Source organism: Paenibacillus sp. PsM32 (genome assembly GCF_030433815.1).
Lineage (GTDB): Bacteria > Bacillota > Bacilli > Paenibacillales > Paenibacillaceae > Saccharibacillus > Saccharibacillus kyungheensis.
Map to the genome: position 1 here is coordinate 1 of NZ_JARUWY010000014.1, position 20,501 is coordinate 20,501.

The 20,501-nt window shown below is 39.9% G+C and carries 13 protein-coding genes; all 13 read left to right on the forward strand.

Features of this window, described 5'->3' with window-relative positions:
* Positions 1–298: 298 nt before the first annotated feature.
* The 13 genes from hemW (at position 299) to addA (ending at position 20,396) form a co-directional block, all read left to right on the forward strand.
* On the forward strand, positions 299–1,489 hold the full coding sequence (gene hemW, locus QCD85_RS20365; protein ID WP_274172225.1) for a radical SAM family heme chaperone HemW: 1,191 nt from the start codon (positions 299–301) through the stop codon (positions 1,487–1,489).
* A gap of 567 nt (positions 1,490–2,056) precedes the next feature.
* Positions 2,057–2,527 (forward strand): N-acetyltransferase, encoded by a 471-nt coding sequence (locus QCD85_RS20370; protein WP_301263716.1) that lies wholly within the window; start codon positions 2,057–2,059, stop codon positions 2,525–2,527.
* A 187-nt stretch (positions 2,528–2,714) separates the two neighbouring features.
* Complete coding sequence (gene hrcA, locus QCD85_RS20375) at positions 2,715–3,746, forward strand: heat-inducible transcriptional repressor HrcA (protein ID WP_301263717.1); 1,032 nt, start codon at positions 2,715–2,717, stop codon at positions 3,744–3,746.
* A gap of 64 nt (positions 3,747–3,810) precedes the next feature.
* Positions 3,811–4,416: a nucleotide exchange factor GrpE gene (gene grpE, locus QCD85_RS20380; protein ID WP_273613130.1), complete on the forward strand. Its 606-nt coding sequence runs from the start codon at positions 3,811–3,813 to the stop codon at positions 4,414–4,416.
* A 93-nt stretch (positions 4,417–4,509) separates the two neighbouring features.
* Positions 4,510–6,351, forward strand: coding sequence for a molecular chaperone DnaK (gene dnaK / locus QCD85_RS20385; RefSeq protein ID WP_301263718.1), 1,842 nt, complete (start codon positions 4,510–4,512; stop codon positions 6,349–6,351).
* 183 nt (positions 6,352–6,534) lie between these two features.
* Positions 6,535–7,656 carry a molecular chaperone DnaJ gene (gene dnaJ / locus QCD85_RS20390; RefSeq protein ID WP_273613128.1) on the forward strand — a complete coding sequence of 374 codons (1,122 nt, stop codon included), beginning with the start codon at positions 6,535–6,537 and terminating at the stop codon, positions 7,654–7,656.
* Positions 7,657–7,808: 152 nt separating this feature from the next.
* Positions 7,809–8,777: a 50S ribosomal protein L11 methyltransferase gene (gene prmA / locus QCD85_RS20395; RefSeq protein ID WP_301263719.1), complete on the forward strand. Its 969-nt coding sequence runs from the start codon at positions 7,809–7,811 to the stop codon at positions 8,775–8,777.
* Positions 8,778–8,780: 3 nt separating this feature from the next.
* On the forward strand, positions 8,781–9,464 hold the full coding sequence (locus QCD85_RS20400) for a site-2 protease family protein (RefSeq protein WP_301263720.1): 684 nt from the start codon (positions 8,781–8,783) through the stop codon (positions 9,462–9,464).
* A gap of 148 nt (positions 9,465–9,612) precedes the next feature.
* Complete coding sequence (locus tag QCD85_RS20405; RefSeq protein WP_301263721.1) at positions 9,613–10,401, forward strand: 16S rRNA (uracil(1498)-N(3))-methyltransferase; 789 nt, start codon at positions 9,613–9,615, stop codon at positions 10,399–10,401.
* A gap of 46 nt (positions 10,402–10,447) precedes the next feature.
* Positions 10,448–11,818, forward strand: a complete 1,371-nt coding sequence (locus QCD85_RS20410; RefSeq protein WP_301263722.1) for a class I SAM-dependent rRNA methyltransferase — start codon at positions 10,448–10,450, stop codon at positions 11,816–11,818.
* Positions 11,819–12,087: 269 nt separating this feature from the next.
* Positions 12,088–12,492 (forward strand): hypothetical protein, encoded by a 405-nt coding sequence (locus QCD85_RS20415; RefSeq protein WP_301263723.1) that lies wholly within the window; start codon positions 12,088–12,090, stop codon positions 12,490–12,492.
* Positions 12,493–12,684: 192 nt separating this feature from the next.
* Complete coding sequence (gene addB, locus QCD85_RS20420) at positions 12,685–16,236, forward strand: helicase-exonuclease AddAB subunit AddB (RefSeq protein WP_301263724.1); 3,552 nt, start codon at positions 12,685–12,687, stop codon at positions 16,234–16,236.
* Positions 16,233–20,396, forward strand: a complete 4,164-nt coding sequence (gene addA, locus QCD85_RS20425) for a helicase-exonuclease AddAB subunit AddA (protein WP_301263725.1) — start codon at positions 16,233–16,235, stop codon at positions 20,394–20,396. The genes addB and addA overlap by 4 nt, the downstream gene beginning before the upstream one ends.
* Positions 20,397–20,501 lie beyond the last annotated feature (105 nt).

A 20,501-nucleotide genomic window follows, 5' to 3' on the forward strand; every position in this document is an offset into this window, starting at 1 on the left:
CCAATCCAACAATGATTTTTGCAAAGCAAAATATCTTACGATTAGCGCTTGGCACCATAAGCGCGACTTCTTCTAATCCAATCCAACAATGATTTTTGCAAAGCAAAATATCTTACGATTAGCGCTTGGCACTATAAGTACTTCTTCTAATGTTGTACTACGATAATCGCAATACTAGGATCATTCGGGGAGAGCCGCAAGGCTTTCCCTTTTGTCCTAGCACTTGGCAGTATAAGTGCTTGTCACTATGAAACGCATTAGCAACACTACTATCCACAAACGGGGAGGAAAAAGAGTCATGAATAGCAATGTACACAGCGACGCGCCCCGTGCGATCTATATGCACATTCCTTTTTGCACGAATAAGTGCTTTTACTGCGACTTTAATTCTTATGTTCTCAAAGATCAGCCAGTAATGGATTATTTACGGGCGTTGGAACGTGAGATGGAATATACAGTACAACAGACTCCACCAGGGGTTATTGATACGATTTTTGTTGGTGGAGGTACACCAACCGTTCTCAAAAACGACGAAATGGAATACTTTTTACAAAGTATTCGCAAACATTTTCCAAATTGGTCTGAAAATATCGAATTTACAATGGAAGCGAATCCGGGTACAACCGATCTGGAAAAAATGGCGATTATGAAAGCTGGCGGAGTCAATCGTGTAAGTTTTGGCGTACAAGCATTTCAAAATGAGCTATTAACAGGGATTGGGCGTATCCATAATATTGATGACGTATATCGTAGTCTGGAAAATGCACGTAAAGTAGGTTTAAATAACTTATCGATCGATTTGATGTTTGGATTACCGAATCAGACTTTAGATATGCTGTCATACAGTATTGATCGTGCGTTAGAGTTAGATTTGCCTCATTATTCGATTTATAGTTTGAAAGTTGAAGAAAATACACTATTTCATACGATGTTCCAAAAAAATCAACTTCCGTTACCAGATGAAGATGATGAATTGAATATGTATCTTCTTCTGATGGAACGCATGAAAAAAGCAGGTTACGAGCAGTACGAGATCAGTAACTTTGCCAAACCGGGCTATAGCAGTCGTCATAATACTACCTACTGGCATAATGAAGATTATTATGGGCTTGGCGCAGGAGCGCACGGGTATGTTGGTGGGAAGCGTCATATGAATATCAAAGGTGTAAATCCTTACAATGAAGCCGCAATGAAAGGCTTACCGCGATTAGAACAGTTTGAAGTAGATCGCGAAGAAGCAATGGAAGACTTTATGATGGTAGGGTTGCGCTTGTTAGATGGCGTATCCAAAGAACGCTTTGTACGTCAATTTGATGGAGCACAGTTAGATGATATTTTCCGCCCGCAAATTGAAAAATTATTACGGTTAGCTTTAATTGAACCGACAACAGCAGGTTATAAATTAAGCGAAAAAGGGCTGTTATTCGGTAATGATGTTTTTGGAGAATTTGTAGGCAGTCTAGTGCACGAAGCAGAAACTGCTCAATAATATAACGATATAGTAAAAACCTGAAGAGTAATTCTTCAGGTTTTTGTTTGTATTTTACATAAAAATCGATAATAAACAGCTGAATAAAACTGAAATTATGCAATTACATGAATAATTAATGTGGATTTGGTTAAATGGTAACTAATATATCGCGCAATCTAAAGTGTATAACATAAAAGTGATCTATATATAAACAACCATTAACAGAAAATACCGATAGATCAGCTCATTAATATAGAGAATATGAATGTAAAGCTAAAATTTTTATGGTAAATCAAAAAAACTATAATCAAAAGCAATGTCATTATCCGATAAAAATAATATAAATTTCTTCTAAAAATCTATTGAAATATCATTCATCTTAATGTATATTTATACGTATTCACTTATAAGATTCAATATTGAAGTATATGAGGACAGTTTACAATTCCAATGATCTATTAAATAAAAAGCGAATTTTAAATAAACATTTCAAATTAAAAATACAAACATAAATGGTATACGGATTAGATCAAATGATTAAATAGTCTCAATAGATCCGCATCACCTTATGAGGAGGAAAGCAAAATGCCTGCCGTAGTGACTTGTAGAGCAGCAGTACTGGAAGATGTCGAACCACTGTATCAAATGATTTCAGGTTATGCCGAGCAAGGGATTATGCTTCCGCGTTCTCGTGAGGCGTTGCAACGTCAATTGAAACATTTTGTTGTCGCTGAGATTGATAACGAGTTGGTCGGTTGTGGATCACTTTGTCAATTAGGCAAAGACCTTGTTGAAATCCGTTCTTTGGGCATTTCAGATGGTCATAAAGGTCAGGGCATAGGTTCTAAGTTAGTAGATACACTACTTGAACATGCTGCTGCTAGAAAACTTCCTAAAGTCATGGCTTTGACGTATGAAGTTTCTTTTTTCAAAAAGAATGGATTTGAAGTCGTCGATACTAGCATTTTTCCTGAAAAAGTATGGACAGATTGCGTTCACTGCCCCAAACAACATTGTTGTGATGAAATCGCTGTTTTGAAAGTTATTGCTGTATAAATCAAAAAGTATAGCCATATAATCAAATATATATTAAAAAACAGCCAAACTAACTTGACAATAATCGAGTCAGTTTGGTATTTTTGTATTAGTCGTTAGCACTCATGTTGATTGAGTGCTAACGATAAGCAAAAGTGTTACATCAAATTCAAGATCAAACTGGATATGATTAGAAGGAGGGAACTACATGTTAACCGAGCGTCAAAAGATGATTCTAAATGCGATCGTGGATGATTATATTCGTTCGGCAGAGCCTGTCGGGTCCCGCAGTATATCCAAACGTGGCGATGTGCAATACAGCCCGGCTACGATTCGGAATGAAATGGCGGATCTAGAAGAGTTAGGTTTTCTAGAACAGCCGCATACTTCAGCTGGACGTATTCCTTCTCATAAAGGATATCGTTATTATGTGGATCATCTGACTCCTTTTCAACCGATCGGCGCTTCAGATGTAAAAGAACTCAAACAATTTTTTACAGAGAAATTAACAGCCGCAGAGCAGGTTATACAGCATGCTGCTATGGTTTTGTCGCATATGACAAACTATACTTCGATTCTATTAGGGCCTGAAGTGTTTAATACATCATTACGTCATTTTCAGTTAATCTCACTGGATGACCAGACAGCGCTAGCGATTATAGTGACGAATACCGGACAAGTAGAAAACCGTAAAATTCGTATTCCAGAAGGTGTCGCTGTTTCTGAATTGGAACAGGTAGTCAATTTACTGAATAGCAAATTGATTGGCGTTCCTCTGTATAAATTAAAATCACGTATCTTTTCAGAAATTGGAGAAGAGATGCAGCGCCATATGAATCATTATGAAGAAGTGATGAGTACACTCAATGCTGCTTTTGATCAGGATAAAGAACAGAAGATTTTTTTGAGCGGTGCTACCAATATGCTGATTCAACCGGAATTTAAAGATATGGATAAAGTGAAAAGTATTCTCGATCTACTTGAAGAAACTCCAACACTATCCAAAATAATTACCGAAGCTTCGGCACCAAATGGTATTCAAGTACGTATAGGTACAGAGAATAGACATGAGGCTTTTGAAAATTGTAGTCTAATTACAGCCACTTATGAAGTGAACGGCGAATCGTTAGGAACGATTGGTATACTGGGACCTACACGAATGGAATATGCTAAAGTAATCGGTATTCTAAATGTATTGTCTCGTGATATGACTAAAATTTTGAATCATTGGTATCGCTAGTAGATACTATTTCAATATAAATATAACAATCTGTTATTAACGTATTTTAAGGAGGTGAACAATCTTGAATAAAGAGCAATCCTTTCAAGAAAATAATCAATCGGAGCAAGAAATCCCGGTTAATCATACAGAAACTGAAGCTGTAGAGAGCGAAGTACCTGCTCCTGAAGCAACAGAAGGTTCTACAACAGCCGATACTGGATCTGATGAAATGGTATCCAAAGCTGAATTAGAACGTGTACAGGCACAACTAGAAGAGCAGACACAACGTGTTCTACGTGCTCAAGCGGATTTTGATAATTTCCGTCGTCGTACACAAAAGGAAAAAGAAAACTTGGCGAAATATGCTTCCGAGCAATTGATTACCGAGTTGATTCCGGTTGTTGATAACTTTGGACGCGCTATGGCGACTAAGCCGGAAAGCCCTGAACTAGAATCATTTAACAAAGGTATTGATATGATCTTCCGTCAGTTGGACGAAGTGCTTAAAGGAGCAGGCTTGACACAAATGGACGCTGTAGGGCAACCATTCAACCCTGAACTTCACCAGGCTGTGATGCAAGTCGAGTCTGATGAGCATGAAGAAGGTATCGTTGTTGAAGAATTGCAAAAAGGTTATGTACTGAAAGATAAAGTACTTCGCCCGGCAATGGTTAAAGTAAGTAGCTAATACAACTTTTTCTTTAAGATGTATTATTGCTGAATGTAGGATTACAACAACTTTTAAAAATATATTAAATAGATGCTAGGAGGAAGTTTTGCGATGAGTAAAGTAATTGGTATTGACTTAGGTACAACAAATTCATGTGTAGCAGTAATGGAAGGCGGCGAAGCTGTCGTTATCCCAAATCCAGAGGGTGCACGTACAACTCCTTCTGTTGTAGGTTTCAAAAAAGACGGTGAGCGTATTGTTGGTGAAACAGCAAAACGTCAATCGATCACTAACCCTGACCGTACAATTAGCTCAATCAAACGTCATATGGGTACAGATCACAAAGAATCTATCGATGATAAGAGCTACAGCCCACAAGAAATTTCAGCTATGATTTTGCAAAAATTAAAATCAGATGCAGAAGCTTACTTGGGTCAAACGGTAACTCAAGCAGTTATCACTGTTCCTGCTTACTTCAACGATAGCCAACGTCAAGCAACAAAAGATGCTGGTAAAATTGCAGGTCTTGAAGTACTACGTATTGTCAACGAACCTACAGCAGCAGCGCTTGCATATGGTTTGGAAAAATCAGAAGATCAAACGATCCTTGTATATGACCTTGGTGGTGGTACGTTTGACGTATCGATCCTTGAACTAGGCGACGGATTCTTTGAAGTAAAAGCAACCAGTGGTGACAATCACCTTGGTGGTGATGACTTTGACCAAGTGGTTATCGATTACTTGGTAAGTGAATTCAAAAAAGATCAAGGCTTGGACTTGAGTAAAGATAAAGCAGCAGTACAACGTCTTAAAGATGCAGCTGAAAAAGCGAAAAAAGAATTGTCCGGTGTATTAACAACGACGATTTCTCTTCCGTTTATCACTGTTGTAGATGGCGTACCTCAGCATTTAGAAGTAAACTTAACTCGTGCTAAATTCGAAGAATTGGCTGCTCCATTGGTTGAGCGTACACTTGGACCTACTCGTCAAGCGATCAAAGACTCCGGTTTAAGCGCTAGCGAAATCGACAAAATTGTATTGGTTGGTGGATCTACACGTATTCCAGCAGTACAAGAAGCAATCAAAAAATTAACAGGTAAAGACCCTCACAAAGGTGTTAACCCTGATGAAGTTGTAGCATTGGGTGCTGCTGTACAAGCAGGTGTCTTGACTGGTGATGTTAAAGACGTTGTCTTGCTTGACGTAACTCCATTGTCTCTTGGTATTGAAACAGCAGGTGGCGTATTTACTAAAATGATCGAGCGTAATACAACGATCCCTACAAGTAAATCACAAGTATATTCCACATATGCTGATAACCAAACAAGCGTAGAAATCCATGTACTTCAAGGTGAACGCGAAATGGCAGCAGGTAACAAAACATTAGGCCGTTTCATGTTGGGTGATATTCCTGTTGCTCCTCGTGGCGTACCACAAATCGAAGTTACTTTTGATATCGATGCGAACGGTATTGTTAATGTATCTGCTACAGATAAAGGTACAGGTAAGAGCCAAAAAATCACAATCACATCTTCTAGCGGTTTGAGTGATGATGAAGTTGAACGTATGATGAAAGATGCTGAGCTTCATGCTGACGAAGATCGTCAACGTAAAGAATTGGTTGAAGTTAAAAACAGTGGTGACCAATTGATCTACTCTGTTGAAAAAACAATCAAAGATCTTGGCGAAAAAGCAGATGCAGCTGAAGTAGAAAAAGCAAATGCAGCTAAAGAAACATTGAAAACGGCTTTGGAAGGCGACGATGTAGAAGCAATCAAATCTGCTACAGAAGTGCTAAGTGAAGTGGCTCAAGCTCTTGCTGTCAAATTGTATGAGCAAGCTGCACAAGAAGGTCAAGCAGCAGAAGGTGCTGAGGGCACAACAACTCAAAAAGATAACGTTGTTGACGCTGAGTACGAAGTGGTTGACGAAGACGAGAAAAAAGATAAATAATTAGCACCACATAAATAACATTTATGAAGTGGGAAGGTCAAAGCCGGGGCATCCCGTGCTTTGACTTTCGTTTGTTTATAAGGATACACTTGGATATTGTGTAGCTAATGTGCGACAGATTATAAAGTGTATAGGGATTTGGCGAAATAAGATATCTATATTACAAGGAGTCGAGGTGGAACGATGGCAGATAAGCGCGATTATTATGAAGTGCTGGGTGTAGGTAAAAGTGCTTCCGATGATGAAATTAAAAAAGCATATCGTGGACTAGCCCGTAAATATCATCCAGACGTAAACAAAGAAGCAGATGCAGAAACGAAATTTAAAGAAGTAAAAGAAGCATATGACGTATTAAGCGATTCTTCTAAACGTTCTCAATATGATCAATTTGGTCATATCGATCCTAATCAGGGCATGGGCGGAGGCGGATTCTCTTCAGGTGGAGGAGGATTTGGCGATATTTTCGATATGTTCTTTGGTGGTGGGGGCAGACAGCGTGATCCTAATGCTCCACAACGTGGTAATGACCTTCAATATACGATGACGATTGAATTTAAAGAAGCGGTATTCGGTAAAGAAACCGATATTACGATTAACCGTACTGAAAATTGTGATACATGTAACGGAACAGGTGCCAAAAAAGGAACTCAACCTAAAACATGTTCTGTTTGTCATGGTAGCGGTCAAGAAGAAGTGGTACAAAATACACCATTCGGTCGTATGGTTAACCGTCGCAGTTGTTCTAACTGTGGTGGATCAGGTACGATTATTGAAGAAAAATGCGGTACTTGTGGCGGTACAGGTCGTGTACAAAAACAACGCAAAATCAATGTTCGTATTCCAGCCGGGGTAGATGACGGCGCACAAATGCGAGTTAACGGTGAAGGCGAAGGTGGTTCACGTGGAGGTCCTCCAGGTGATCTATATATCGTATTCCGCGTTAAACCGCATGATTTCTTCGAGCGTGAAGATGATGATATCTATTGTGAGATTCCAATCACATTTGCTCAAGCAGCTTTGGGTGATGAGATTGAAGTCCCTACATTGAATGAAAAAGTGAAAATTAAAGTACCTGCTGGTACACAGACAGGAACGTATTTCCGTCTTAAAGGAAAAGGAGTTCCTCGTCTACGTGGCGTAGGTCAAGGGGATCAACATATCAAAGTGGTTGTTGTAACTCCAAGCAATCTAAGTGATGAGCAAAAAGATTTGCTTCGTCAATTTGGAGCCTTAAACGGTGAGCACACTCATGAAAATGAGCAATCTTTTTTTGATCGTGTAAAACGTGCTTTCCGCGGTGATTAAATCATAAAATCTCTGAGTAGAAAGCCCGGTTCTTTATGAGCCGGGCTTTTCATTCGGTTGTTAATGATGTGTGAAAGAGAATTTTGAATTTGGGCGTACAGATGTAGTACAATAAATCGTACGTATGTTTTACTATTAGGGGGAAATTAATAATGTTATGGCATGAGTTAACTATACATACAACAGAGCAAGCGGTAGAAATGATTTCTAACTTTCTGCATGAAGCTGGAGCTGGTGGTGTAGCGATTGAAGAATCAGGTACATTGAACAAACCACGCGATACTTCATATGGACAATGGTATGAACTTCCGCTTAATGATATTCCTGAAGGATTAGCAGTTGTACAAGGTTATTTTGCAGAAGAAACTGATATGAATATTCTGATGGAAGAAGTACGTGCACGTATAGCACAACTTCATGAATTCGATATTGAAGTCGGTACAGCAGAGATGTCGTTCAAAACGGTTGACGAAGAAGATTGGGCGAATGCGTGGAAACAATATTTCAAACCAATTCGTGTCTCTGAGCGTCTAACGATCAAGCCGACATGGGAAGATTACACACCTGAGAGTGATATCGAAAAGATTATTGAATTAGATCCGGGAATGGCATTTGGTACAGGGACACATCCTACAACATCTCTTTGCTTACGCACACTCGAAACGGTGATTAAAGGCGGAGAAGAAGTCATTGATGTAGGTACAGGATCGGGTATCTTGGCGATTGGAGCGATTAAATTAGGAGCTAAAAGCGTACTTGCGCTTGATCTTGATCCGGTAGCTGTATCCAGTGCCAAAGAAAACACGCATCTGAATGGATTGGAAAAAGAGATCACTGTCTTTGAAAGTGATCTGTTATCTGTGCTCAAAGCAGATGCAACAACCAAGCTGAATGTAACGTTACCGGTACAAGTGGTAGTTGCTAATATTTTAGCAGAAATTATTTTGTTATTTATTGAAGATGTATATGAAGCACTAACACCGGACGGTGTATATATCGCATCAGGCATTTATAAAAATAAAGAAGATGTTGTTCGTGAAGCTTTAGAAGCTGCCGGATTTATTATCGAAGGCGCACATCGGGATGAAGATTGGATTGCCTTTGTTGCGAGAAAGAGGTAAGTAATGGATTTTTTGAATAACTTATTATTTGTACGACTTGATGTACTGCCTTTTTACGTATTAGCATTAGTAATTGGGTTTACAGTACATGAATTTTCACATGCTTACTTTGCCAATAAGTTCGGCGATCCGACAGCTCGCTTGTTAGGGCGAGTTAGCTTGAATCCTGCGGTGCATATTGACCTGTTAGGGATTATTTTGTTACTGATTGCTGGTTTTGGATGGGCGAAGCCTGTCCCTGTAACCCGTGAAAATTTCAAAAATCCACGTCTAATGGGGATTATCGTGTCTGCGGCAGGGCCGGTTAGTAATTTATTGCTAGCCTTAATTACAGTCATTATTTATTATGGGCTTAATTATTTTGGGATTGTAGGTTCTTTTGCTAATACTCGTATTGATGAAGCAATCTTTATGTTTGTACAGTATATGGCTTTGATGAACTGTTTCTTGTTTGTATTTAATTTAATTCCTTTGCCTCCTTTAGATGGTTATCGTATATTAAGTGATTGGTTGCCGAGACGTGCTAGTGCAAAGTTACAACGTATGGAACAATGGGCAATGTTAATCTTTTTACTTATTTTATTTTTACCACCATTACGTGCGGTTACGATTACACCGCTATATACATTGGCACAGGACTTAGCATCTAGCTTTTACACATTCGCTGGCGTGATTTTCGGTGGATAAATGAAATAAAGTTTGAAATCTCAAATAAATAATCTAAGGGACAGAAGCAGGTGAACGATACATTACACCTAGCCCTGTCCCTTTAAAAGTTGTATGATATTAACTTGAGTTAGCACGTTATCAAATGCACATAGAAAGTGGATGAAGTATGCAGCGATATTTTGTACCCGCAGACCAGTTTGACGAGCAAGAAGTGCGTATTACTGGTGAAGATGCGCGTCATATTAGTCGAGTGATGCGATCCCGTATAGGCGATCAAGTGATTGCTTGTAACGGTCAATCTTTAGATGTATTGGTTGAAATTACAGAACTTGCTGAAGGCGTAGTGACTGCGTCGATCGTAGAACGATTAGAACAACATGGAGAACCGGTCGTATTTGTGACAGTTGCTCAAAGTCTGCCCAAAGCCGATAAAATGGAAAGTGTTATTCAGAAATGTACAGAAATCGGTGCATCTTCTTTTCTGCCATTTTTATCTGAGCGTACTGTTGTCCAATATGATGAGCGTAAAGAAGTGAAACGGATTCAACGCTGGAGCAAAATAGCTAAAGAAGCCGCAGAACAAAGTCATCGCAGTCGTGTACCGCAGGTCGATTCACCTGTATCGTGGAAACAATTATTGAAGCAGTTTGCAGATTATGATTTGATCTGTTTTTGTTATGAAAAAGAAAATGGGCATCAGCTTCGAGATGTTGTTCAACCTTTTGCTGAATCGTTATTGCTGACCAAAGATACGACTGCATCCAAAGCGATACGTGTGATGATTGTCGTAGGGCCTGAAGGTGGATTTAGTGAACAAGAAGTAGAAGCGGCTGAGGCGAGTGGCGCTATCGTTACAGGACTAGGACGACGTATCTTGCGTACCGAGACAGCGGCAATGACAGCATTGGCATGTATTATGTATGAAACTGGCGAAATGAACGCTAACAAAGGGTAACGATTATAAATGATTAGCAGGAACACAAAAAAGGAGTGGAACACTATTGACAAGCGTGATATTGCAGCCCAAACGTAAAAAAAGATTAGAACAAGCTCATCCATGGGTTTTTCAAAATGAGATTGCTTCGGTTGAAGGAGATCCTATTCCAGGGCAATTGGTTAGTGTACTGACTCATCAGAAGCGCTTTTTAGCTACAGGATATTATAATCCTGCTTCTCAGATTACTGTACGGGTTGTATCGTACCAACCTTTAGAAGAAATGGATACTGCTTTTTTCGTAGAGCGATTTACACGTTGTCTTAAACATCGTAATCGTTTTTTGCCTACTGAAAATGCGTATCGTTTGGTCTATGGAGAAGCTGATTTTCTACCGGGATTGATTGTTGATCGGTTTGGCGAAGTATTGGTTGTACAATTATTGACGTTAGGTATGGATGCTTGTCGTCAACATATTATTGATGCATTGGTACAGGTGATGCAGCCGCTTGGTATTTATGAGCGTAGCGATGTGTCTGTACGTAAATTAGAAGGATTAGAAGAAGTAACAGGTGTATTGTACGGAGAATGTCCTCGTCATGTGACTGTTACCGAAAATGGTCTATTGATCGAAGTGGATATTGTGGAAGGTCAGAAAACAGGATATTTCTTTGATCAGCGTGAAAATCGTGCTTCGATTGCTCCTTTGATGCTTGGCTGGGGTGATCGTAGCGGAATCGAATTGGCTGAAGTAGAAATAGATGGACATGTAACGCATAAGCCTGTGAATCGCAATGGTAAAATTGTAGATTTCCCTTACTGGGATGGAGCAAATGTGCTAGAGTGCTTTTCACATACCGGAAGCTTTACGCTACATGCGTGTCATTATGGAGCTAAAAAAGTAACTTGTCTTGATATTTCTGCACATGCGATTGAAAGTGCAAAAGAAAATGTACGCTTAAATGGATTTGAAGATCGTGTTGAATTTGTAGTGGATGATGCTTTTGATTATTTGCGCCGTAATGCCAAAGGCTTAGATGAGCGCCAATTACGTAGTAGCGCAGAGAGCAAACAAGATACATCCAAACCGATGACTGCTGCGGGTGGACGTTCTTGGGATGTAGTTATTTTGGATCCACCTGCTTTTGCCAAAACGAAAAGTGCTGTAGCAGGTGCTGTTCGTGGTTACAAAGATATCAATCTGCATGGCATGAAGTTAGTCAATGAAGGTGGATATCTAGTGACAGCCAGTTGTTCTTATCATATGCGTCCTGATCTGTTTTTGGAAACGATTCAAGATGCAGCTAAAGATGCTGGCAAAGTATTACGTCTAATTGAATGGCGTGCAGCAGGTAAAGATCACCCGCAAATTTTGGGCGTGGACGAAGGACATTATTTGAAATTCGCTATCTTTGAAGTACGTAGTAAAACGTTTTAAATCGTAATTTTAATAGAGTGTTTATAAAATTGCTAGATGACTTGAATAATCTATTCGTGATTCTGGAATGTTAAAGCTACCTCTTACATGTTAGCTGTTGATCTAGGGTCTCTGTAGTACAATAAACAGTAGACTGTATATGCTTTGAAATATATAATTAATCATTTATTTTAAGTACAACATCCACATTCACAAAAATCATGTATAAATATAAAATCGATCATGAAAGAGGAATTGCATTGTCAGAGCAAAAAAGTGAAATTGAAGCGGTGATCACGCCACTCGGTTATCTGTATGGACGTGATGCGATCTATGTGGATAAGCTTTACTATGGGCTGGGTCGCAGAATGACGTTAGCAGGTGAGTTTAATGGTGCGCTAGCAAGTAAAAGCGAGTCAGACGATTTTGTCATGTACACGCTTCGCTTTGAAGGGGTGTTCTACTTTAATATGGTAGAACTCGATTTGTATAGTGATCAGCTACCGCCAGGGCAATCGGACATTAAGTCGAACTGGTTGGAATATCGTCAGTCTCCACTTTTGGAACGAGCGCAGCAGAAGCAAGAGCTAAAGGAACTGCGTCATTTTATACTGTTTACGTATGATGATGTGTTTGAAATTGCCTGTCAGCGTTATGAGTTAGAACTACATCCGAACAAGAGCAACGCCGAATAGTCATTGTCAGATGGCTATTCTTTTTTTATAATAAAATAGAACACATATTCGCTACTTATCGGGTTAGCAGTTTCCAGGTGCGGCGTTCTACAAAAAGGAGTTTTTGCGACGTCAACATCGATTGCACCGCTCTAATAGAACAATTTTTATGCATCGTGAAGACTATACTATAATAAATAAGGGTGAACTCATATGCCATTGCATTTTTTATTAGGTCGCTCTGGAAGTGGCAAAACGACCACAATTACTAAGCGAATTATTGATCAAATTACACAACAACCTGATGGACCGCCTATATTGCTACTGGTTCCTGAACAGGGTTCTTTTCAAGCCCAATATGCACTTGTTCGTTCTCATCAATCCAAAGGAAATGTACGTGTACAAACGTATGGTTTTCGCCGTCTAGCGAATTGGGTGCTACAAGATGTTGGAGGAAGTGCCAAAACACCGATTGGTGAAGAAGGTAAAAAAATGCTTCTTTATCGACTCATTCAGCGACACCAATCGCAATTACGGATGTTTGGTACGTCTAGTGATCAGTTCGGATTTATCGGTAAATTAAGCGAATTATATAACGAGTTTAAGCGTCATACGATTACATTAGAGCAGTTAAATGAATATAGTGAACGGTTGTCGACTTCAGCTCGTTCTCCTTTATTAATTGATAAATTGCATGATTTACAACGGATTTATCAAGACTTTGAACAGGATTTGCAAGGATTATATGTCGATGGAGAAAATACACTAACTGATCTTGCTTTAGCGATTCCAGAATCACAGGTGCTTCATAATATTGATATTTGGATCGATGGATTTCATAGCTTTACCCCACAAGAATATGGTGTGATTGCAGCATTATTGCAAAAAGCCAATTCAGTGACGATTGCTTTAACATTAGATCGTCCTTATGATGGTGAACCTCCTCATGAATTGGAGCTTTTTCACCAAACAGCTACTACCTATATCAAATTAAAGCAGTATGCTAACGCTATTGATGAGTCTTTTACGATAGATGTTGAGAATCTTTCAGAGAATCCTACGGATATTCCAGTTCGGTTTCAATCTAGTCCGCAGTTAGCTCATTTAGAAAATGCGTATCGTTCTTCTCATCGCTGGCAACAAGCCCCTTATATCAAGCAAGCTGGTGAACGTCAGGATATTTATACGTATGCTGCACCTGATCGTCGTTCAGAAGTAGAAAGTGCTATTCGGGAAATGATCCGGCTTGCTCGTGAAGAAGGTGCACGCTGGCAAGAGATGGGTGTATTTGTCCGTCAGTTGTCTGATTATGAGCATATTATTGCACCGTTACTGCAAGATTATGAGATTCCTTATTTTCTAGATCAGAAGCGTAGTATATTGCAACATCCATTAGCAGAGTTTATACGTTCAGCGTTGGATATTGTGCAATATTTCTGGCGATATGAAGATGTGTTCCGTTGTATCAAAACAGGGTTATTGCTTCCAGATGATGGACGTGTAACAACAGAAGATATAGACCGTCTGGAAAATGTAGTACTGGCTTCTGGGATTCATGGATCACGCTGGACAGATGGACACCCGTGGAAAGGCATCCCTAGTCTTTCACTAGAAGCTGGTGATGATGTCAAAGAGATCAGTGAACGTGAATTAGTAGAAGGACAGCGTATGCAACAAGCCCGTCAGCTTGTAATCGATCCGTTGTACCGTTTTGAGAAAAGAATCAAAAAAGCGAAGCACGCCAAAGAAATGTGTGTCGCTCTTTATCAGTTATTAGAAGATTGCAATATTGCATTGCATTTGGAAAAAATGAGTACACATGCTACGGCACAAGGTAATCCTTTACGTGCTCGCGAACATATTCAGATCTATGGCGAAATTATTGATTTGCTGGATCAAATGGTTGATATTATGGTAGAAGATCAGATCGATCTGGGAACTTTTGCAGGTTTACTGGAAACAGGACTCAGCGGTATTCGATTAGGGATTGTACCACCAGCGATCGATCAGGTGTTAATCGGTTCTATGGATCGTACCCGCCCTATGGATATTAAATATGGATTTGTATTAGGTATGAACGAAGGCATCGTGCCTTCCCTTTTTCCAGACAGTGGTATTCTAAGTGAACCGGAACGAACCAATATGTTAGAAGGCGGATTAGAATTATCTCCGGGTAGTAAACGATTGTTGTTAAATGAGCAATTTTTGATTTATCATGCGCTAACAGTGGCAAGTTCTAAGTTATGGCTTAGTTATGCGTTAACAGATGATGAAGATAAAGGGCTTTTGCCTTCTGAAGTGATTACGAATGTGCACAAGTTATTTCCTTTTTTACAACATCAATCGGTGGTGTCTCCATTATCGGCTCAGTCTGACCATATAGCATCTTTGCAATATGTAAGCACTGCTACAACAACGTTACCGCATTTGATAGCTCAGCTACGAGAGTGGAGTCGCGGAACAACGATTGCAAACACATGGTGGCATGTATTGAATTGGTACACTACACATGAAGCATGGAGACCGCAGGTCAGTATGTTAGTACAGTCTTTATTTTATAGAAATACAGGTGATTTGTTAGATAGTGATACCAGTCGACATTTATACGGACAGACGTTACGTACCAGTGTATCTGGAATGGAACAATTTGTATCTTGTCCTTTTGCTCACTTTGCTTCACGTGGCTTGAGATTGCGAGAGCGTCAAGAATATCGCCTGAAAGCACCCGATATCGGTCAATTATTTCATGCTTCATTAACCGATCTTGCTACGATGCTCAAAGAGCAAGGACGCGCATGGGGGCAATTGACTCGTGAAGAATGTGTAGAGATTGCGTATGAAGCCGTCGATAAGCATATCCCGCGTTTGCAAGGACAGATTCTTTCTAGCTCTAAGCGCTACAATTATATTTCACGTAAATTGCGTGAGATTGTAAGTCGTGCTTCTGTGATGTTAGGAGAGCAAGCACGTCGTGGAGATTTTGAGCCGCTCTATTTAGAACTTGCATTTGGACCTAATGGAGAATGGCCACCACTTCGTTTTACACTAGAAAATGGATGTACGATGGAAATTGTAGGACGAATTGATCGGGTAGATGTAGCGGAAGGTGATAATACTTTATTGCTACGGATTATCGATTACAAGTCTAGCCAGACTGATCTCAAATTGCATGAAGTATATTACGGACTCGCTTTGCAGATGCTGACGTATCTAGATGTGCTGTTAACGCATGCAGAAGAACAATTAGGTCAATCAGCGCAACCTGCCGGCGCACTGTATTTCCATGTGCATAATCCTATGCTACAAGCAGGTAATGGACTGAGTATGCAACAATCGGAGCAAGAAATGCTGAAGCGTTTCAAAATGAAAGGATTATTGCTAGCTGATCGTGATGTAATTGGCAAAATGGACAATGAACTGGATAAAGGATATTCTGCTATTTTACCTGTAGCGGTCAAAGCAGATGGAGGATTCTATAGCAGTTCTGCGGTTGCAACAGTAGATCAATGGCAAGAATTACTGCGTAATGTACGCCAGACCGCACAGGAAATCGGCACCCAAATCACAGATGGAACTACACAGATTACTCCTTATCGTATAGAACAGGAAAAAGCATGTGATTACTGTGATTACAAATCAGTCTGTCAATTTGATGAATCTTTAAAAGAAAATCAATATAAATTACTGCAAAAACCGGGCAAAAATGAAACATGGGAACTGTTGCAAAACCGCCATGACTATCAGAAAGGAGACTCACCTTCATGATCGACAACGATAATCATAAAGATAACAATCAATATATGGATGATCTATTGGCAGACAATGATCAAGTATTGTCCGATAGACAAGAGATACCGAAGCCAGAACATAGTACGTGGACAGATGATCAATGGAAAGCAATCTCTTTAGATGGTGGCAATATGCTAGTAGCAGCAGCGGCAGGTTCTGGTAAAACAGCAGTTCTGGTTGAACGTATTATTCGTCAAGTGACTGATCCTATTCAGCCAATGGATGTAGATCGGATGTTAGTAGCTACATTTACCAAAGCAGCGGCTACCGAGATGAGACAACGGATACGGGCTGCTCTCGATAAAGAAGTATTGCGTCGTCCAGAAGATGATCATTTGCGTCAACAATTGGCTTTGTTGAGCCAAGCATCGATTACGACATTGCATTCTTTTTGCTTAGAAATTATTCAGCGTTATTATTCGATGATTCCGCTTGATCCTGGATTTCGTATTGCTACTGCGAATGAATGTGATATTTTGCGTGAAGAATTGTTGGAAGAATTATTTGAAGAGAAATATACCGAGGAAGAAGAGCGGGATAATAAGCAATTTTATCGCTTAATGAATTGGTTCGGCGGTGAGCGTAGCGATGATGCTGCTTTAGTTTTGGTGGAGCGCCTTTATCATTTTGCACGTAGTCATCCATGGCCTGAATACTGGTTAGAACGTACAGCAGCAGAATTTAATGTGACAGATGGTTCTTCGTTGCAGAATACGTCATGGGTTCAGAATATTATGACAGATATCGCTTTGACGTTACAGGGCATTGAAGCTGTACTGCATCAGGCGATAGATACAGCATTATTGCCGGGCGGCCCTTTAGCTTACGCAGATAGTTTGCGAGACGATTTAGAAGTGATTCATCATTTGCAGTCTGCGATGAGTATTCAGCCATGGGAACAGTTATATACCGTTTTCCAAAGTGCTGCTTTTGGTAAATTAAAAGCGGTACGCAAAGACGGAATCGATCCGCAATTACAAGAAACAGTAAAACAATTGCGTGAAAATGCGAAAAAATCGTTAGCTGAGATCAAAAGTTTATTTTTTGGCAGAACGCCGGATGAATTTGCACAAGAACTACGTGAAACTTTTCCACTAATGAAAGAATTAACAGAACTTGTGATTCGTTTTAGTCAAAAATATCAACAGGAAAAACAGCGTAAAGGCTGGGTCGATTTTGCGGATCTAGAACATTATGCTCTTCATATATTGCGTCATCCCAATTCTACACCTGAACATGTGATTCCTTCGCAAGTGGCTCTGGAATATCGGGAACGATTTGATCAAGTAATGTTAGATGAATATCAAGATACCAACTCTGTGCAGGAAGAATTAGTGCAATTGATTTCACGGGATACGGTCGGTAATCGCTTTATGGTTGGTGATGTGAAACAAAGTATTTATCGTTTCCGCTTGGCAGAACCAGGTCTATTCTTAGATAAATATGAAAAGTATCAAGATGATTGGCAAGGAGAAGGACGACGGATCGATCTATCTCGTAATTTCCGTAGTCGTCATCAAGTGGTCGATGCTGTTAATATGATTTTTAGACAGATTATGAATAAAACAGTTGCCGAAATTGAATATGATGAACGAGCAGAATTAGTAGCAGGTGCAAATTATCCACCTGGCGATGAATCTGCGTATGCACCGGAATGCTGGATTATTGATCGTGCAGGCAGTGGGGCAAGTTCTGATTATAATAATGCAGATGATAGCAGTGATATCGATGGATATGTAAATAAAGCTTCCGAAATGGAATCTGCTCGCTTAGAAGCCCAAGCGATTGCTGTAAGAGTACGCGAGATGGTAGAGCCAGACGGCAAGCCATTGCTTATTTATGATAAATCAGTCGATGGATTACGTCCGGCAGAATATCGAGATATGGTGATTTTGCTACGCTCTACAGCAGCGTGGGCACCACTGATACTAGAAGAGCTACAACGTGAAGGTATACCTGCTTATAGTGAACTCAATCAAGGATTTTTTGAAGCGGTTGAAGTGAAAATTATATTATCATTATTAGCTGTAATTGATAATCCGCAACAAGATATTCCACTGGCTTCTGTACTGCGTTCACCGATGGTTGGTTTAAATGAAGATCAACTGGCAACGATTCGACTATTTGGCAAAGACACTTCGTATTATCAAGCGATGATGTTAGCAGCTGAACATATGCGAGAACAACCAGAGGAATGGAGTTACAAATTACTTCATTTTCTTCAACAATTGGAGCAATGGCGATTGGCAGCACGTGAAGGTGAATTAGGCGATCTAATCTGGCGTATTTACCGTGATACTGGTTATCTAGACTGGTTAGCTGGATTGCCGGGAGGGTTACAACGTCAACATCATTTACGAATCTTATATGATCGTGCTCGTAAATTTGAAGTATCTACTTCTTCACGAGGATTGTTTCGCTTTATGCGCTTTATTCGTCGTTTGCAAGATACAGATGGTGATCTAGGGGCTACAGCTTCTGTCGATGGACAAGAAAATGCGATTCGGATTATGACGATTCATAAAAGTAAAGGTTTGGAATTTCCAGTTGTTTTCCTAGCAGGTATGTCAAAAATGTTCAATATGCAAGATTTGAATACTTCTTTTTTAATGCACAAAGAATTAGGATTTGGGCCTAAATTTGTCGATGAAGATACACGTGTCAGCTATCCAACATTGCCGAACTTAGCGATTCGTCGTCGTACTGCAACTGAATTGTTAGCAGAGGAAATGCGTGTATTGTATGTAGCGTTAACTCGTCCGCGGGATAAGCTGATTATGATTGGAACGGTCAAAGACATCGACAAAAAAATCTCGGCATGGAGTCAGGTTCAGAACTCCGATTATATGCAATTACCTGATTATGTACTAGCCAAAAGTCGTACCTATCTTGATTGGGTAGGGCCAGCATTAATGCGTCATCGTGCGGCTTCTATATTCCGTGAGCGCAATGAGATTGCCGCAGGGCCTTACTCTGCTTGCTTAGCAGATGATCCTACTCCATGGAGTATTACGATTCTAGATAGTCGTCAATTGCAATCCAAAACAGAAGATACCGAGCAATCTATTACTGCTTTGCGTGAGCATGATCCCAAGTGGATAGCTTTGCAACAAATAGCAGATGGTGAGCAGGTACAACCTGTAACAGTTGTTGAAAATGATCAAACGATTGAAGATAGTCATGCGCAGGGACAAGCTGATGATGTGGAACAAAGACTGAGCTGGCAATATCCTTATGAATTGTCTACTCATATTGCTGCCAAAACAACAATCAGTGAAATCAAGCGTCAATTGGTGTCAGAAGAATCTCCATCGGTTGATGGAATACATGAATCTCTGGATCAACGTGTTACTATTGGACGGTATACAGATCAACCACATGATCCATCGTCCATAGAGACAACTGAAACGTCAGGTGCTAATCCATTTTTGATGAGTACTATTTTACAGCGCGCAGGTATTCTTCTGGAAAATCAAGCAGAGTATCAGACACAATCAGTAGAGCAAATATCTCCTGCTGTAGAATCTGATCTTTCTTCTGATTATTCAGCTACCGCATCGACTGATATGAGCGAGTCAGTAGGTGGAAGCACACTTCAATTGCAACGTCCTAAATTTATGGAACAGCGTGGATTGAGCGGAGCAGAGCGAGGAACAGCGTATCATACAGTGATGCAACGAGTTCCTTTAGATCAAGGGCATATCGATCTTACAATCGTAGAGCAGACCAAATCTGATCTAGTTCAGCGGCAAATTTTGCGTCAGGATCAAGCTGATAGTGTACATGCAGACGAGATTGTTGCTTTTTTTGCTACACCTTTAGGTCAACAAATGTTACAAGCCACCGAGATTAGACGAGAACTGGCATTTAGTTATGGTATTCCAATCAATGATGCAGGTGACAAGATTCTATCGCAAGGGATTGTTGATTGTATTTTCCGTATAGATGATCAATGGATTATTGTTGATTACAAAACCGATCGTATATTGGATAGCCATGGAGGAGTAGAAGCGCTCAAAGAGCGTTATCGTATTCAACTTCAATTGTATGCTCAAGCTATTCAAGATTCATTGAATTGGAAAGTAGACCAATTATGGCTTTATTTTTTTGATCGTAACGAAGCGGTAGAGATTTAATTTATAAGGTGGTTTGTTACCAGAAGGTCTAGTCTTCAATAAAGCTAGCACTTTCTGGTCGCAAACCTCCTTTTATCTGTATTTATTTAAAATAAATGATCACGT

Excerpts from the sequence above, each read along its gene's own strand:
- addB (WP_301263724.1), top strand. The coding sequence starts at position 12,685 with ATGCCATTGCATTTTTTATTAGGTCGCTCTGGAAGTGGCAAAACGACC.
- QCD85_RS20400 (WP_301263720.1), top strand. The coding sequence starts at position 8,781 with ATGGATTTTTTGAATAACTTATTATTTGTACGACTTGATGTACTGCCT.
- QCD85_RS20405 (WP_301263721.1), top strand. The coding sequence starts at position 9,613 with ATGCAGCGATATTTTGTACCCGCAGACCAGTTTGACGAGCAAGAAGTG.
- dnaJ (WP_273613128.1), top strand. The coding sequence starts at position 6,535 with ATGGCAGATAAGCGCGATTATTATGAAGTGCTGGGTGTAGGTAAAAGT.
- QCD85_RS20370 (WP_301263716.1), top strand. The coding sequence starts at position 2,057 with ATGCCTGCCGTAGTGACTTGTAGAGCAGCAGTACTGGAAGATGTCGAA.
- hrcA (WP_301263717.1), top strand. The coding sequence starts at position 2,715 with ATGTTAACCGAGCGTCAAAAGATGATTCTAAATGCGATCGTGGATGAT.
- prmA (WP_301263719.1), top strand. The coding sequence starts at position 7,809 with ATGTTATGGCATGAGTTAACTATACATACAACAGAGCAAGCGGTAGAA.
- addA (WP_301263725.1), top strand. The coding sequence starts at position 16,233 with ATGATCGACAACGATAATCATAAAGATAACAATCAATATATGGATGAT.
- hemW (WP_274172225.1), top strand. The coding sequence starts at position 299 with ATGAATAGCAATGTACACAGCGACGCGCCCCGTGCGATCTATATGCAC.
- dnaK (WP_301263718.1), top strand. The coding sequence starts at position 4,510 with ATGAGTAAAGTAATTGGTATTGACTTAGGTACAACAAATTCATGTGTA.